Annotated in this window: 17 protein-coding genes; 2 read left to right on the top strand and 15 right to left on the bottom strand. The window is 50.2% G+C overall.

All coding sequences use genetic code 11. The features are described from left to right. Positions 1 to 5 precede the first annotated feature (5 nt). The 15 genes from F3J29_RS09820 to F3J29_RS09750 all read right to left on the bottom strand — a co-directional run bounded on the left by F3J29_RS09820 (position 6) and on the right by F3J29_RS09750 (position 14,246). A complete protein-coding gene (locus F3J29_RS09820) occupies positions 6 to 623 on the bottom strand; it encodes a DotU family type IV/VI secretion system protein (RefSeq protein ID WP_166865738.1) in 618 nt (205 codons plus the stop codon). Continuing rightward, on the bottom strand, positions 623 to 1,984 hold the full coding sequence (gene tssK, locus F3J29_RS09815) for a type VI secretion system baseplate subunit TssK (protein ID WP_166865736.1): 1,362 nt from the start codon (positions 1,982 to 1,984) through the stop codon (positions 623 to 625). The genes F3J29_RS09820 and tssK overlap by 1 nt, the downstream gene beginning before the upstream one ends. Position 1,985: 1 nt before the next feature. Then, positions 1,986 to 2,612, bottom strand: a complete 627-nt coding sequence (gene tssJ / locus F3J29_RS09810) for a type VI secretion system lipoprotein TssJ (RefSeq protein ID WP_166865735.1) — start codon at positions 2,610 to 2,612, stop codon at positions 1,986 to 1,988. Then, a complete protein-coding gene (gene tssA / locus F3J29_RS09805) occupies positions 2,612 to 3,679 on the bottom strand; it encodes a type VI secretion system protein TssA (RefSeq protein ID WP_166865734.1) in 1,068 nt (355 codons plus the stop codon). Before tssA ends, tssJ begins: the two co-directional genes overlap by 1 nt. A gap of 10 nt (positions 3,680 to 3,689) precedes the next feature. Then, on the bottom strand, positions 3,690 to 3,989 hold the full coding sequence (locus F3J29_RS09800) for a PAAR domain-containing protein (RefSeq protein WP_205246728.1): 300 nt from the start codon (positions 3,987 to 3,989) through the stop codon (positions 3,690 to 3,692). Beyond that, positions 3,989 to 4,429, bottom strand: a complete 441-nt coding sequence (locus tag F3J29_RS09795) for a DUF6931 family protein (RefSeq protein WP_166865732.1) — start codon at positions 4,427 to 4,429, stop codon at positions 3,989 to 3,991. The genes F3J29_RS09800 and F3J29_RS09795 overlap by 1 nt, the downstream gene beginning before the upstream one ends. A gap of 9 nt (positions 4,430 to 4,438) precedes the next feature. After that, entirely contained in the window at positions 4,439 to 6,418 is a 1,980-nt protein-coding gene (locus tag F3J29_RS09790) for a type VI secretion system Vgr family protein (protein ID WP_166865731.1), read from the bottom strand. Between the two features lie 15 nt (positions 6,419 to 6,433). After that, the gene (gene tssG, locus F3J29_RS09785) at positions 6,434 to 7,375 is read right to left on the bottom strand and encodes a type VI secretion system baseplate subunit TssG (protein ID WP_166865729.1); all 942 of its coding nucleotides are present in this window, start codon (positions 7,373 to 7,375) and stop codon (positions 6,434 to 6,436) included. Next, a complete protein-coding gene (gene tssF, locus F3J29_RS09780) occupies positions 7,366 to 9,165 on the bottom strand; it encodes a type VI secretion system baseplate subunit TssF (RefSeq protein ID WP_166865728.1) in 1,800 nt (599 codons plus the stop codon). Before tssF ends, tssG begins: the two co-directional genes overlap by 10 nt. Next, positions 9,158 to 9,574 (bottom strand): GPW/gp25 family protein, encoded by a 417-nt coding sequence (locus tag F3J29_RS09775; RefSeq protein WP_166865726.1) that lies wholly within the window; start codon positions 9,572 to 9,574, stop codon positions 9,158 to 9,160. The genes tssF and F3J29_RS09775 overlap by 8 nt, the downstream gene beginning before the upstream one ends. Positions 9,575 to 9,623: 49 nt before the next feature. Continuing rightward, entirely contained in the window at positions 9,624 to 10,115 is a 492-nt protein-coding gene (locus F3J29_RS09770) for a hypothetical protein (protein ID WP_166865725.1), read from the bottom strand. Between the two features lie 27 nt (positions 10,116 to 10,142). After that, complete coding sequence (gene tssC, locus F3J29_RS09765; RefSeq protein WP_166865723.1) at positions 10,143 to 11,624, bottom strand: type VI secretion system contractile sheath large subunit; 1,482 nt, start codon at positions 11,622 to 11,624, stop codon at positions 10,143 to 10,145. Further along, entirely contained in the window at positions 11,621 to 12,112 is a 492-nt protein-coding gene (tssB, locus tag F3J29_RS09760; protein ID WP_166865722.1) for a type VI secretion system contractile sheath small subunit, read from the bottom strand. Before tssB ends, tssC begins: the two co-directional genes overlap by 4 nt. Positions 12,113 to 12,754: 642 nt before the next feature. Further along, positions 12,755 to 13,099 (bottom strand): helix-turn-helix domain-containing protein, encoded by a 345-nt coding sequence (locus F3J29_RS09755; RefSeq protein WP_166865721.1) that lies wholly within the window; start codon positions 13,097 to 13,099, stop codon positions 12,755 to 12,757. Between the two features lie 358 nt (positions 13,100 to 13,457). Beyond that, positions 13,458 to 14,246 carry a MipA/OmpV family protein gene (locus F3J29_RS09750; protein WP_166865718.1) on the bottom strand — a complete coding sequence of 263 codons (789 nt, stop codon included), beginning with the start codon at positions 14,244 to 14,246 and terminating at the stop codon, positions 13,458 to 13,460. Between the two features lie 126 nt (positions 14,247 to 14,372). Here F3J29_RS09750 and F3J29_RS09745 point away from each other — a divergent pair, with 126 nt between their 5' ends. Continuing rightward, positions 14,373 to 15,071 carry a response regulator gene (locus F3J29_RS09745; protein WP_166865716.1) on the top strand — a complete coding sequence of 233 codons (699 nt, stop codon included), beginning with the start codon at positions 14,373 to 14,375 and terminating at the stop codon, positions 15,069 to 15,071. Further along, entirely contained in the window at positions 15,068 to 16,255 is a 1,188-nt protein-coding gene (locus F3J29_RS09740; RefSeq protein ID WP_166865714.1) for a sensor histidine kinase, read from the top strand. Before F3J29_RS09745 ends, F3J29_RS09740 begins: the two co-directional genes overlap by 4 nt.

The following is a 16,255-nucleotide window of genomic DNA, read 5'->3' as shown; positions in this document are numbered from 1 at the left end:
AGCAATCAAAATAAGTAGTTGTGAAGAAAGATGAAGAGCGCGACATATAGCAGCCCGACACAGACAGTCAGGGACAGTAATGGTCGAAGATTCTGGGTCATTGCTTCTTTTGTCGGCGTCCTGATGGACACCAGCGGCGCATCGTTTGGCCAGTTTTGCCAGGCTTCCGGCAGGCAGAGACTGCGCTGTTCGGCGATGACAGATTGCAGGGGCAGCGGGTCATCAACCGAGCCTAGCTGGCCTTGAAAACCCTGCTGTAGGCAGAACAAAAATACCTTTCTGGCCTGACGATATTGCGGGCTAAGCTGTTCGAGAACGGTAAAAAAAAACTCCCCAGCGGTGGTGATATTGAGGTACTTGCGCTGCAGGAGCTCTTTTTGCCAGCGCTGACGCCAGGGAAGTGACGAACGCAGAATGGTCTCGTCCAGCCAGGCTATAACTGCCACGCGCGCGGCCTCTTTTTCTTCTTCACTGACATCGTGCTGAGCAGACTCGCACGTCGCCTGCTCCAGTAAATCGATGCAGAGCTGACGGCTGTGCTCATAGTCTTCAAATGCTGAGGGGGTGCTCTTTATCTGTAGCACCGTTTTGAAGATTGGCAGATAGATGTCGAGGAGAGTCATTATTTCGCCTCCATGAAGATGGCCTGAACCTGAAGGTCGGCCGGTGCGTCATCCCAGTAAAAAGCGAGGGTTTTCTGTTGGTCGATGGCATTCCAGCCGGGGCTTTGTTGGTTAAGCTGGAAATAGAATGAATCTTTACGATGCGGGATCCCGCGGGGGGTAGGATTCAGCCAGGTAGCACCCAGGCCGGGCAATGCATGCTGGATCAGCGTCTGGATTGATGACTCCGAGGCGATTTTAAAGCTGACACTGTCAATCTGCTGTACGTCGATGAGTGTTTCTGAGCGGAGCATCAACAGCAGGCTGCCCGTGTTTTTCCACGGCAGCGACTGAAGGCTGGTGCGGAAAATTCGCTGGCTGTCGGCGGTGAGCGTGACCCAGGTATTATTTTCTAGCGTCAGACTATTGAGTTGGCTGATGATGAGCCTGCGCGCACTGTCAAAACAGGCATAGAGATTGAAATGGTCATAGGGCAATAAAGCCTCCTGGCCGTCCCATTCCCCGTTAAACGAGCAAAGCTCGCTGAAGCTTGAAAGTTCCCCAATCAGTTGTGCTAATAGCCCATATATGGGCCAGGGATGCATGGTTGGCAGCTGACAATAGTGGTTTAACAGCGGTAGGGTACGATTCAGCGACCGCATAGCGAGAAGCTGAGTGACGTCACCTCGCGTGGCGTCTTTTAGCTGGTCGGCGCGTTTGTATTCTGCTAACTGATAGGCACGGTTTGCCAGTTCTGCGTAAAGCCCCTCAAGCAGATTTTTCAGCGTTGGATAGCCGTTAAGGGTAACCAGCGGCGGACAAAACTGCTCGTCGCTAATGACGCGATCGTTTTCATAACGCAACCGAATCAACGGCAGGAATTCACAGTCGACCACCGCTTTCTTCTCCTCATCACTGAGGATCTGCACGTTATAAAGAATGCGGGAGACGCTGCACTCGGGGCCGTTGAAATAGACATCCTTCATCACCCCTTCTTCGTTTGGCTTTAACCAACGGCTGTTTGGGGAGTCCCCTACATTAGCGTGTCCCGGGTCGAACCGGCGTAGAGCCAGCCACAGCGTGAACGGTTTTTCTATCTGCTTCCAGGCATCGCGAAACTGACGTGGTTGCAGGGTACAGTTACCGGGGTATTCCAGATAGTCGCCGGATGGCAAAATGGCCTGTAAACGCTCAATTTTGAGCGTGAAATTCACCAGAATTTCGGCATTAAAATCGCAAAGGATCATGCCGGTATTCCAGGGCTGAGCCAGCTGGCGCTGCCTGGAAAGCATATAGTTGTGGTGTAAGTCGACTGACTGCAGATGCTGCGGCTGTAGATAAACGCCAGAGTACCAATAGATTTGCTGTAGCTCGGTATACATATTACGTTCCTTGTTCAGCTACCGGGGAGGGGACGGCGGACTCGCTGGTGAGCGTTATACGCTCAGGCTTCGCACCTTCAAATTGGGTGATACTGCTGCTGCCAAGACGCAGCCGGAGAGACAGCGGGGCGAGCTGTGCGCGCCAGTCAGGTAATAGCCAGCCGTTGTTTTCCACGCTAACAGGAATGGCGACCAGCGACATATGCTGCTGTTGTGGGAAGGGGTAGTAGCCAGCCACAACGGCGAGATAACGACTATTTTCGCTGCGATCGATGTGCAGTGTCGCGCTCTGACCTGGCATGGCAGAGTAGCGATCTACCTTCAAAATATCATCCTGAGCGCCGGCGCCGCTGAACAGGCTCTTCAGCGCAAAGGGATTAGAGAGCAGCTTGCGTAACGTGCCCGCGTTATTTGCCTGAACCACTAACAGCGTGCAGCTATTTGCGATGCCGTTTAGGGCGTTAAGATCCGGATCGGTCAAGACCTCCAGGGTAATCGCCCCATGGCCAAAGGAGGCCGAAACTTGCTCGATCGCCTGATTTTCGCTCGTTGTTCTGCTGGAAACGGTCGAGCAGCCGCTGACCAGAGCGCTGGCGAGTAAAAAGAAAAAGGGGATGCTGGTTCGCATTATTGCCGTTGTCCAATTAATACGTTATTGATTTCACTAACAATGTTTCCTTCGTTATGAAGCATTTCTTCCAGCCACTCGGTGAGCGTCATATTGGCCCAGCGGGCTGCACGTTCCATCAGAAAAGGCACAGGGCTAGAGGGTTCGGTCTGACGAAAATAGCCCGCAATTGCCAACATCTGGCCGATAGCAACATCACGATTCATCGTTTGCCCCTGAGAAGTCGGGCGAGCAGGGGCCTCTGGCGGCTGTGGAATCGCTTCCTCGACATCGAGACCCATAGAGATAGTTTCGTCAGCAAGGGGAATAACGCGTTGAGCCAGGCGCTGCAGGTAGTCGCTAAGATCGCGCAGCGTCTGCCGAGTGAGCGTAAAGGTATCGCTGTCCGGATCCTGGCTTAACGAGCAATAGCGAGCTTCAAGCTGTTCAAACGCTTGCTGTAATTGCTCGATCTCGTTAGCCCGCAGGCCTATCTCGATAGAAGAAAAGCGCGCGGCCTCGCGATCAAACTCTTCCATCGTCATGATCCCTTCCGCGGCGATTAGCTCGTCACGATCGTCCGGCTGCGTACTGAGTTTATGTTCAAAGGTCAGGATGGATTGCCAGAGGGAGAGGCTGCTATTTTCCTGGCGTAGCATCGGCAGGGAAAAAAGCTGCTGGCTGAGGTCTCGATCGAGGCGTAGCAGTTTGCTACGTCGTATGGACAGCCCATCTTCTTCCAGCGAAGGCCAGCACTGAAACCAGAAGCGGGTCAGAAACTCGCTGAGAAACTCAATGCCTGTCCTTACGCCTGATAAACCGTGCTTGTGGCTGAGTGCTTCGGCATACCAGCAGGCCAACTGCAGATCTTTACTTTGCTCAATCAGAGCCTGTTTACAGAGATCGTGGACCCGGTTCCAGTCAGCCTTGCGAGGCTCACTGACGGCCCATTCATCCTGCGGAAGATAGTCCGGGTCGCTATGTCGCGCTTGCCGGATGTCATCGAATATCGGTTCATATTCCAGATTTTCCCCGGCCGGTTTTTCCGGGGTTATGGGGATTAAAAGTGTAGAAATATCGGTGTTCATTTTTTGTGCCTTAACCAATTAATACCTTAACGCAGCCCGCAATAATGGTGCCGCCGTGCGCGCAGGTGTCGCCCATCCGCGCCGCTGGTTTTTTGCCGATGAGAACTTTGGTACTGCCCATGACAATAGTGTCGAGCGGTCCGGTACAAGTGGCCATGGATCCGACTGTGGCCGCAGGCAGGCCGCCTATCATCACCGTCATAACGCCTGGTGGCAGAATCGGTCCGCCGACATGTGGGATGGGGGGAACGCCGGGAGTTACCATGGGACAAACGTGCATATCTGAAACACGGGCAGCAGGGAGCGGCATTATGCATTCTCCTCTTTAGTACATAGCTCGATCAGTTGGCTGGCACCTTCCGCGGGATTTTCCGCCAACTGTATGGCCAGAATGACCAGGAGGCTGTGCAAGATCTGTGGACTCATTTGTGGGTCAGGGTAAACCGGCTCTAAGCCATCGGGGCTCATGCTGCCGGTCGCCCAGAATTGTGATAACGCCAGTGCACCGGGCAGGGTACTGAAGCCTGCCGCACTGGCGCGCTCAAATAGCGGCCAGCGTCGTTCATTGCTCGGTTCTCGGTACTGCAAAGCAATGTCATCCAGCAGCGCATGCAGATCTGGCTGCGTCACCTGACGTAGCAGGGCAATGAGCTTAGGGGCTTGGGTAAGCGGAGCAAAATTTTGGGCTAACTCCAGGAGCGAGTTTTGCCATTCCTCTGTTCCTGGTGCTGGGGAGGTGCTGTGTGACATAGAAGCCTCTTAACCAATGTTAATGATGCCGCCGGAGACCTGAGTCATCCCGCTGCCCGAAATAGTTGCCATCGCACCTTTCATCTCGACGGTCCCGCTGCCCTCGACCTTGACCATCGCTGCTTTCATTTCTGCACTGCCACTGCCTTCGATTTTGATCATGGTGCCGTTGATTGAAATCCCGCTGGTGGACAGGGTTATTTTGTTGCCGCCGACTTTTAGTTCGATGGATTGCATGGACTCCAGGGTTAGCGCCTTGTCCGTTTTGATGCTACCGCTGCCGCCGGAGGCGTGGAGGGCATAGTTGCCGTTATTGATTTCGGTGGTGATGTTGCCTGTGATGCTGTGGCATAAGTTGCCTTTTTCCAGGGTCAGATCGCAGTTTCCCTGCTTGAGCATCAGCCGATCGTCACCTTTAGTCAGCTCCACGGCGCGGTTTCTCGCAATCGTCTGGTTGAGATCGTTTTTCACCGTTATCGCCAGATCCTTTTGCGCCACGATAGTTAGCCGCTCTTCACCCTTTTTATCGTTGAAGCTCAGGCGATGGCCGGTATCGACGCTGCCCTGGGGGGTGCTACGGGTGATGAACCCGCTCTCATTTTTCTCCTCCGGCAGTTCAAACGGCGGCTTGTTTTGTCCGTTATAAACGGCACCGGTGACTATCGGATAGTCAGGATGACCCTGAATAAAACTGACCAGAACTTCACTCCCAATACGTGGAATAAACTGGGCGCCGAATTTGCCGCCGGTCCACGGCTGCGAGACGCGAACCCAACAGGAACTGGTATCGTCAAATGGATTCTCTTTATCCCAGGGGAACTGAATTTTGATGCGGCCAAATTCGTCGGTGTGGATGTCCTCCGAGGCTGGACCAACCACTGTTGCCGTTAATATTCCAGGTATGTTCGGGCGAGCTGGTGAGGGGGGGAGCCACGCCCGGTCGTGGCTAATAACACTGAGTTGGCAATCGTAGTGTTGTTCGCTATCGCCGAGGCCATTGCTGGCGCTAAATGACATAGCGTGAATACAGTACGGTTTTTTACCCGAAGGGTGATCGATAAAGGTGAAGATTTCTCCACTGCTCAGCCAGTGCGCATTAACTTTTGCCGCATGGAATCGGTGATTGGCTTCAAAGGCAGACATTGCCAGCTGTGCTTCGCGAGAAAGCCGGTCGCGTTCGCCCTGTGGGGTGATATCGATAAAGTCAATATCATCGATGTTGGCGGTAGAGCCTGCTCCGTTTTGCTTATCTTCAATAACTGCCGCCTGCGGCATGTTGATGCCGATCAGCGTAACGCCGCGTGGGAGTGGTGAGGTTGTGGCTTCCCAGCTCTCAATATTGCCCGGGGCGATAATGCTTCCCTGATGGTGCCAGAGAAGCGTTTCGCCGGCGATCTTACTGTGGCTAGTGGGATGGTCACCCAGTATCAGCGTATGGCCGTCCGTACTATGGCGGAAGAAGTAATAAATGCCTTCCTCATCCAGTAAACGCTGGATAAAGTCGAAGGCCGATTCGCGATACTGGATGCAATATTCACGTTTATCGTACTGGCCATAAAGCTGGAGCTCCGGCTGGCCAGCCCCAAGCTCTTTGAGCAAAGATTGCACGAGTTCAGGGACGCTGATGTTCTGCCAGACGCGCATCATTTGACCCTTTTTTAATCGGGCGAGTGACGGCTCGATGGTCAGTAAACATTCAGATTCGCCTTTTACATGCTGCCTGTAGGCGATGCGAGTTATCATGCCGTGCAGTGTGCGGAAGGGGTGCTGGCTCGCAGCGTCGCCAATCTGACAAGAGACAGCTTTCCCGTGCCAGCGCAAGAGTTCTTCCTCAGACTTGTTGGTTAGCGAGCGGATCTGGTAGATGAAAGGGAATGACATCGCCTCCTCGCCTGTGAGTGAAACAAGCAGCAAGTCGTCCGCAATGTCGCCATTCCAGCGTAGAAATCGGTTTTGCTGATGGAGCCTGGGTTTATCAATAAGTGACATAGAAAAATTTCCTGATTAAACCGTCGGGTCGGGAATGCGCACCAGATGAAGGTGCAAATCACGGTTAAGGCCGAGGCAAAAATCTTGCCCGATGGCGCTCATCCCCAGAGGCCGCGAGGTAAGTTCCGCGCTGCTGATGCTGATTGAAACTGAAAAGTCCATTATCGGACCGACGTATTGACGAATAGATGACCAGACTTCACGCCACTGGCTTCCCCGGGGCGTGAAGCGGCGCGATGTTTCGGGAGACATTGGCCCCAGGATGACATCGAAATGAGCATTAACTTCCCGCCGCATATTGCCCATCATCGGAGCCGTCGCCAGCGTTTGCGCTGGATTACCAAGCTGGCAACATTCCTCTGCGGGGACGTCACGCCAGCCGCCGGTGAAGGGCACTATTTCTACCGGAACAGCAAAGTATTGGTGTAACCAGCGCTCAAGGTTGACCATTGAGCGTACTGGCGAGGCAAAAATAGCGGCATGCTGGGCCTGCGAGGCGGCAATCTCAGAGACCAGCAGGCCACCGAGCGCCAGGATAGTCTGCTGGAGGGGAGGCTGATGCTGCGCCTCGGCCTGGGCATAGAAATGGTGCTTTTGCCAGGCCAGGTAGTCGAGGCTGTGTAGCCGGTGACCAAAAATATCCAGAAACGCTTTGGCAGAACGATCGCTATAGCGGTGCTGACGCTCAATGAGCCATTCGGTATAGACCGTCGGCAGCGCCCCCATTGCGCCCGTCAGTCCGTTGTATCCTGTGCAAACCTGCAGCGGTGATTCGGGTGTTTCCTGGGCCAGACTTTCGACCTGCCCGTTAGGCGCGTCCAGGGATAGCGGGGAGGTGATGTGCAATTTTTCGTCAAGGAGAACATTGTCACTCGTTTTGCCATCGCGCAGCTTACGCAGCAGCAGACGGATCTGCTGATAAAAATTAAATTTACTGGCGATGGGTATCATAGCCATGACAGTCTCCCAGCACGGATAGGCCAGATACGACGGGTCTGCGTTTCTTGCTCAATGCAGGTTGTTAGTCGCGTGAAGCTATTCACGGGGGCATATAGCGCAAGCAGCCGATCCAGCAGGCTGCAGAGCAAAAAGTATTCTGGCTCGTGAAGTGCCTCTCGGCTGAATGTCAGCGTCAGGCTGATGCCGCGCGCAAGAGAATGGGGATCGTTGCTGATAAGGCGGGTTGTGAGAGGCTCGCACAACAGCCCCTGAATCAAAGAGAGGAGTCGCGATCTGTCCTGACTATCATCGATAATGTATAAGCTAAGCGTCTCTTTCAGCCTTTGAATGCCCAGCTCGCCGTCAAGTAACTGGTGATTCAGCGTGAGTTGCGACAGAAAACGCCAGCGTATGACACTCTTGTCCACGGGGCTTATCTGCCGGGTTGGATGCGTCAATGCGCTGATTTTTAACCCGGCAATCGGCACGTTAAGTTCAAAATCGCCACCGGTAGAACCGTACTGAAACTGGTGCGCCAGCCCATCGTTTGTGCATATCAAGTCGATGCCAACGATCCCTGATTCTGCGTTCGTGCGGGCGTTCTGACGCTCGCTAAAGGCGACCAATGATTGATATTCAATGGCGCTCTTACTGGGTATTTCCCGACGTAGCCACTGCCAGTACAGCCCAATATCTTCTGCTGCGTGAGGGTTGCCACCGCTTTCTATCAGAGGCAAAAGCGGGCAATTCTCGACCTGATTATTGGTTTTTCTTTGCAGGTAGACGCGATTGATGGCCCAGATATCAATGTGATCATGATGCCGGGAGTCGGGGATAATCGGATATTCCGCGATGGCGTCGGTCAGGGAGATTGGCTCGGCTCGCTGGGAGAACAGATTGACGGCGGGTGAGCAGTTCAGCCGGAAAAAGTTTTTATCAACCAGCGGTGCCAGCTTCTCTAACTTTTCGGTAAGAGCATGATGATTAAATACCGCCTGGAGCTCAATATGCTCATTGCCTGCCGCAGTGAAACCGGCAGGGAGCTGGATATCGATAAAGGAGAATTTTTGCGGAAACCAGAAATAATCCAGGAGCAGAATATGGATGGGATCAATCCGTGTATCCCGCGTGAGCAGCGCGTCCTCGGTGGCAAAGCCGACCGGACGTAGAGCATCATTCGATAACGGTGTAACGATACCGTTATGTCGCAGATTCAGATCGCGTTTCTCTGAACATAGCAGGGTATAGAGAGTATTGACGGCGTTCGAGGGGCCGTGCAGAAACAAGCGTAGCGTATCGCTGGTCAGCGTCGCACCTGGCCAGATCTTAATATTCAGTATCAATTCCCAGCTGAGTTTATCGCTGTCAAAGTACAGTTCCGCTGCATGCATTGATAACGGCAATAGCGTGATGGGATAGACGGTTTGAAACTGACAGGCAAGCGGCTCGCTGTGACGGGTAAACAGCGCTGTTTCCGCTTCAAGTCTATTTTTGCCAGTAATGCCCGACTTCTGCGGATCGGGTTCAACCATTACAATACAAACAGAGGGCAACGGGCGTAAAAACTGCGGCGCCAGCGCCGAGAGCAGAGCATCAATTACCTCAGGTACATCATCGTCAAGACGTTGATGAATCCGGGAGGTTAATAGTGCAAAGGATTCAATTAAACGACTGACATGCGGATCTTCAGTCTCACCCTCGACAATACCTAAACGGCCAGCAATTTTAGGAAAACGGTTGGCAAATAATCTTCCATATTGCTTCAGGTCGCTGAGTTCCTTCTGATAATAAGACAACCATTTATTCATCGAAGAAAAATCTCCCGGTGCTATCATCCCATATCATTTCAAGCCTGAACGGAGTATGTCGATAGCTTGCCTGAAGAATGAATATCACAGCTTCAGGGTTGCTCTTTCTAGTTATAAACACATCGACAAGGCGTGGTTCAAAGCGTAATAGCGCATTGCTAATCCGGGAAGTCATAATCTTATCGCGGGAAATCATTTCGATTTTGCTGCCGAATGATTCATTAATTCCGTAATTGATAATTGAAGCATTCACTAATGGGATTTCTTCCACCATGGGTAGGCGGGTACGTGATGTCAGTAACATTTTAAGATCCGAAATCATGGGGGCAATAATATCGGCATCACAGGCATAATCATCCTCTATAGATAAAGGGTGATTATCACTGAGACGACAAAGCAAAGATGACATGTTTCGTGGTCTCCAGAAAAGCCTGGCCGGTTATAGCCAGGCTTTTAATTTATTTGAGCGTTTTTTCTGCGATGCTGTATTTAACCGGTCCAATTTTATCCAGACCGTCCGATTTTGCATTTGGAACGTTGAAAGTGACTTCGACCATACCTTCAAATACAAAGTCAAAATCCATAAAAAGCTGGTTAAGCTGGCTATGTTTGGCAATACTTAGACTGGTAATTTTACATTCGCTGTAAACGGTGCGCTGAAGCTCATAGTCAGCACCAAGATTATCAGACGCACGCTCGACTATGGTGATGGTCATAGTCTTGTAGCCGCGTTTAAGGTAATGCTCATAGAAGCTACTGGTGTCTTTGGTGACAAGAATCGAGACCGGTACACCATCGAAATGGGTACCGTCCGGTCCCGAATAAGTGCGCAATGCACCTGAAGAATAACCCTCCATCCATTTATTGTATTTTTGCTCTTCTGACGAACCGGAAATAACTTTGTTATCAATTTTAATTTCAATGAACTGACAATCTTGCAATTTAGCCATTATAGATTCCTATACTATTTAAGGGGATTATGCGCCTGCAGTAGATGGTAAATCTGCAACCAGACGCAAAGACATACTCAAACCTTCCAGCTGGAAATGAGGTTTTAACCATGCAATGGCACGATAAGTTCCTGGACTACCAGCCACGTCAACAACTTCAATTTTTGCTTCACGCAGTGGATAGCGTGCTTTAGTTTCCGGACCCGCATTATCGGAGGCGACAACGTATTGCATAATCCATTTCTGTAAATATTCCTCGCATTCGTTTCTCGACATAAAGCTGCCAACTTTATCGCGGACAATAGATTTCAAATAATGGGCGAAGCGTGAGGTTGCAAGGATATAAGGAAGCTGACTGGATAAACGTGCATTGGCATTTGCCATATCCGAGTTATATAAACGCGGGCTGTTAATAGACTGCACGGCAAAGAAGGCGGCGTAATCTGTGCCTTTGCAATGAACCAGCGGAATAAAGCCCAGGTCTGATAACTCTTTCTCCCGACGATCGGAAATTGCTACCTGAGTAGGGCACTGCATGGTGTGTTCGCCGCGTTCAGATACGAAACTGTAAGCCGGTAAAGATTTAACCAATCCACCGCCTTCAACTCCGCGGATTGAAGCGCACCAGCCAAATTCTTCAAAAGAATTAATAACTCTGCCCGCCAGCTCCCAGGCAGAGTTCATCCACAGATAGTCGCTGCCGCTTTCATTTTCTTGAATTCGCTCTTCGAAATTAAAACTCTCAGCCGGGATTGTCTTTGCGCCATAGGGCATACGTCCCAGTACACGGGGGAGTGTGAGCCCGATATAGCGGCTGTCGTCGTTTTGACGAAAAGAGCGCCAGCGAGCATAGTCGGTGGTTTCAAAAAGCTTAGCCAGATCGCGAGGGCGGGGCAGCTCGGAGAAATCATTCATCGACAGCATACCGGGAGCAACGGCACTCAGGAACGGTGCATGAGCGGCAGCGGCAACGTGGGAAATTTGCTCCAGCAGGTTAATATCCTGCGGTGTGTTATCAAATTGGAAATCTCCGACAAATGCAGAGAACGGAGTCCCACCAAAGGTGCCGTATTCGCTTTCATAGACACATTTAAACAGCATGGACTGATCGAAATCACTGGCAGATTTAAAATCTTTGATCAGATCTTGCTTGGTGCACTGCAGCAGCCGCACTTGCGTATTATTAGTGACGCTCGATTGCACCAGTTTGTGTAAACCACGCCACGAGGACTCTTTTTTCTGAAATTCCGGTGCATGAATAATCAAACTTACCTGTTCAGACAGAAGCTCATCAATTGCGGTAATACGCTGCTCAATACTACCAATGAGATCGCTGGAAATGACTACCGTTCCTGATAAGATTTCCGCGAGGAAATTATTGAGCTGTGTTTTCATGCGGCCACGGTCGGATTCACGACGAATAGCACGCGTATTATCAATAACTTGATTTAGATAATCATCGCTAAATGTTGTTTCGGTAGCGACGTTGGCTGCCTGTGCATCACTCATGCTTCATCCTCCTCTTCACCTATGGCGGATTTCCCCATCATGTTTTGCTGCTGCAACGCCATTTCTGCCAGCTGTTCTTTAAGGCGTTCATTGCTGGCGGCTCGATTTCGTAGATCGCTTAATTGCTCACGTAGCTCCATTAACTTACGTAAAGGCTCTATCTGCTGAACGATGTTATCCGGGGAGAAATCGTCAATATTCTGAAAAGTCAGTGAGACAGCTAACTTCCCGCTGTGCTCGGGCAATGCACTATCCACAAGAAATTCTGCATCAGGTTTCATTGATGACATAATTTCATTGAAGTTATCTTTATCGATGTTTAAAAAATTACGATCGCGAAGTTCATCCTCAGCTTTAGTAAAATCGCCCATCACTCCGACAACAAGAGGTAATTCTTTTGTTGACTGTGAGTCGCCGATTTCTACGTCGTAAGTAATTTGTACTCGCGGCGGTCGTGCTTTGTTCAATTTATGCTGAGTATTGCTCATTCCTTTTTCCCAATATAAAGAGGTAAAATTTCTAATTGAGATGATACTCCGACGCGCGATGATATTCCGACGCAAAGAGTAATTTCAGATAAGCTAAATTAGCTCTCTCAATTACACCTCATGCTATTAAACAGGCCGTCTCAAAACAAACGATTATCTATTAATTAAGTTACATTGATCGGTAAAGCGTTGTTGAAACCAGGTGTGCTATAAATTTTAATCACAGGTAGGACGCATGTGCTGTGATTTTCTTATCCTATTTCTTAGCTTTTAACTTAAAGGTTAAGACTGATTTTAAGACGATTTCTATTGTGAAGTGATGTGGAAAGTGTCTCGCTAATCTGGTTTTATTATAGCTATAGCGCTTTGTTAAAAAATTGAGATGTGTAACCGAAAGATGTTAGTAAACTGAAGAGTGTTTATGCTGGGGCTTATATTCTAAGGGTGAAGAGGGAGAATAAGACAATGAAGGGCTATGCAGGTATCAATCTTGCTGATATTTAAATACTAATTTGATGACGTTGGATTAAATTATGAATAAGGCAGGCAGTTAGCGCTTCCGGCAACATCGGAAGGGGTGCCGAAAGACAGCCCCTTTTGTTTGTATTTTGGCGCTGAAGCTGCACGTCGCCAGTGCAGGTTTTATACATCACCCCGAACACCTTTGGCCTTCCTGTACGTTCCTGGCGACACCTTAAAGCAGCGGGTGAACAGCCGGTTAAAGCTCTGTTGTGAATCAAAACCATATTTCATCGAAATATCTACGATTCGCTCCCTGGTGTTTTTTAGATCCTGTGCCGCCAGCTGTAATTTTCTTATCCTGATATACCGACCTATACTTTCGCCTTTATGATATGAAAATATTCTCTGAAAATGCCATTTAGAGTAGCCAGAATAGCGAGCAACATCCTCTATTCGTAATCGACGGTGAATATTATTGTCTATCCAGGCGGTGATGGTTTCTATGACTTTGGCGGCAATTTTCATGCTTTTACCTCTCAGTGTTGGTAAATACTTAGTGACGTGTTGAATGCTGCAGTAGTGACTTAATGAAATACCTAAGATGACAAGGAAAAATATAATGATCGAAAGTTTTTGTTTTATCTGAATGACAGCGCTTGATACTTTTTATATATAGTGATGATTTCGCATGGTGTTTTGAATGTATGTTTTTAACGCATGTATTGTTGCAGATATTAAAGTCACCCTTTTCGTACAGACAGGCTCTAAAATCATGGACGCCCGTTGAGGAGGGCAATACCGCGAAGATGAAAGTTATAATAAGAGCGAACTTCATAACTGTGCTTCGGTCAGTTGTTTAATGAACGCCCGATGGCATAAGCGCTTAGAAGGTATAATTGACGGCAAGCATACCGGTTGTACCGTCTTTTTTCATGACGATGGGGCTATTAGATGCCTTCTTGTTAAGCCAGGCATAGCTCAGACTAAACAAGCCTCCCCAGTGTTCGCTGAACTGATGAGTTAACGTCAGGCCGGTGTCCATGCCGTAAAACCCGCCGGCGCTGCTGTAGCGCGAGAAACCTGAACGGTTGTGCTGCACTTCGCTTACACCATACCAGGTATTCATATACCGGGCATCACCGAATAACGCACTCGCCTGCAGCGTAACCGTATTATCCTCATCCATAATGGGGATGTAATCTACCGACGTGGAATAAGAAACACCCTGTCCATCGTTCAGCGGCAGCGTTGTTTTCCCTTCAAAGACCAGCCAGGAGGCGACCGCCCAACCAACGGCAATACTTGAATTAACGGTGGAAGAAATATCGCCCATACCTTTAAGTTTATCTGAGCCTTTACGCCAGCCAGAGTTTTTATCAGTACGTCCTGAATCATAGCCCAGCGCCGGTTCTAAATATAAACCGTTATCACTTTGCAGGTGAATGCCAATGCCATTTGTAGAGTCAAAGAAAATATTGTTCTTTTGAATATGAATAAGAGGTATGACACCAGTGCTTTGATCGTTAGCACCACTGTAGCGTGGCGATGATATAGCCCCAAGTCCCAGAGTAATTTCTGTTTCATCAGAGTTATACTCACTTGCATATGCAGATGAAATACTGGAGATTAGCAACGGTGTGATTATATATTTTGTGTTTTTCTTTATTAACATTATGATTCTCGTTGTCAGGTGTTTATATTTTTGTGTATGACTTAACTCAGTCAGTAAAAGGATTATGCTGAAGGCTTATCAATGAATGACCAGGGATTTGTGAAGAAACTGTCAAGGTAACATTAAATGAAAAATAAACGGGTCCTGGTGATTGAAGACGACGCCGACGCGGCAAATGTGTTAGAGGCCTATCTTAAACGCGAAGGCTACAGCGTTTCGGTGGCGGGCGATGGCCTGGCAGGTATGAACACGGCGGTAACCTGGAAGCCCGATCTTATTTTGCTGGACGTCATGCTCCCCGGGATGAACGGTACGGAAATCCTTGCTGCCGTCAGGCGAAAGGGCAATACGCCGGTCATCATGATCACCGCAATGGGCGAACCCTATGACAAGATCGGCGCTTTACGCTATGGCGCTGATGATTATGTGGTCAAGCCCTACAATCCCGGTGAGGTCATGGCCAGGGTGCAGGCCGTCCTCAGGCGCAGTCAGGCCAGCCAACTCCCCGCAGAGGATGTTTTACGCTGGGGCCCACTTGAGGTTGATGTTACCAATATGGTGGCGCAGGTGCTGCGCGAGGCCGTTTCTCCCTTGCGCCTGGATTTGACGCTCACCGAGTTTTCTATTTTAAAAACGCTCATGCGCGCCTCGACGAGGCCGCTCAGCCGCCAGTTTTTGCTCGAAGAGTGCCTGCCCGAAAGCGACGCTCTGGAGCGAGTGGTAGACACGCATGTCTATAACTTAAGGAAAAAGCTTGAGGCGGCGGGGATTGAGAATCTAATCCTGAATGTGCGCGGCATCGGCTACAGGTTCTGCAAACCATGAACAATAAAAAGAGCAAATCGCTCCTGGCGTGGATCTCGATTCGCATCATCGTGGTGGCCGTCAGCGTTCTGTTTTTCATCGTACTGGCGATGTGGAGCATCTACGCGGTTCAGTATTACTGGGTTGTGCATCATATGTCGCCTGCCGCTTACCAGGAGTTTCTGACGCTGCGGGCGAACCCTGACTTAGACATTGTTCGTTTTCATCAAATTGTGGACGCTCGCTGGGGAATCGAATACAGCACGCCTTCCATCAGCTCTCTCAATTGGGGCTGGCTGTTCATCTTTATTTCGATGGCAACCCCGTTTGTGATCGTCAGCTGTTTACGTGCCACGCGCCCGCTTGCCGCGCAGTTTCGCAGCCTGACGGACGTTGCAGAAATTGTTGCTCAGGGGGATTTCAATCAACAGGCGAAGCGAGTGGATGAATGCCCGGCGGAGGTGACTCGTTTTGCCAGCAACTTCAATAAAATGATCAGCCAGCTGGCGCTGTACGAACGCGAGCTTAAGGCCGCGCACGTGGCTGCGGCACACGAGCTGCGTTCACCGCTCACCGCCGCAATGGGAAGGCTTCAGGGCATGCTCGATAATGTATTCCCAGCGGATGAAAAACAGCTGAATATGGTGATGACGCAATTAAAAAACCTCAGCCGTCTCACTGACGATTTGCATTTTCTTTCTCTGGCGAGCGCCGGGCAACTCTCGCTCCAGCACGGCGTATTCTCGCTTTCTGAAGTCCTGAATGAACGGGTAGCATGGCTAAAACCCCAGCTGGAAGCGGCCGGGATGCCCGTCTCGGTGGAGGCGGAAGATGAATTCTATTACTCAGGAGATGAAGCCCGACTGGGGCAGGTCTTCACCATTATCATTGAGAACATGCTTCGCTATTGCAGCAAGGGCGATCGCATGTCCATTCGTTTTCGCCATCTTAAGCAAGGCATTGAAATCCAGTTTCTTGATACCGGGCCTGGCGTCGCCGGGGATTATCTGCCGCATATTTTTGAGCGTTTCACCCGCGGGGAGCGCTCGCGGGCAAGGGATTCAGGCGGCAGCGGGCTGGGGCTTTCTATTGCCAGAGAAATCTGTCATGCGCACCACGGGGATATCCACGCCAGCCTGCCTGCTGAAGGCGGGTTGCTGATGACGATAAATCTGCCCGTGCCGCTCAGCGAAGATGAAACCTGA

Source organism: Enterobacter sp. Cy-643 (assembly GCF_011752815.1).
Taxonomy (GTDB): Bacteria; Pseudomonadota; Gammaproteobacteria; order Enterobacterales; family Enterobacteriaceae; genus Cedecea.
The sequence above is the reverse complement of the archived record's forward strand: the minus strand, read 5'-3'. Positions and strand labels throughout refer to the sequence as shown.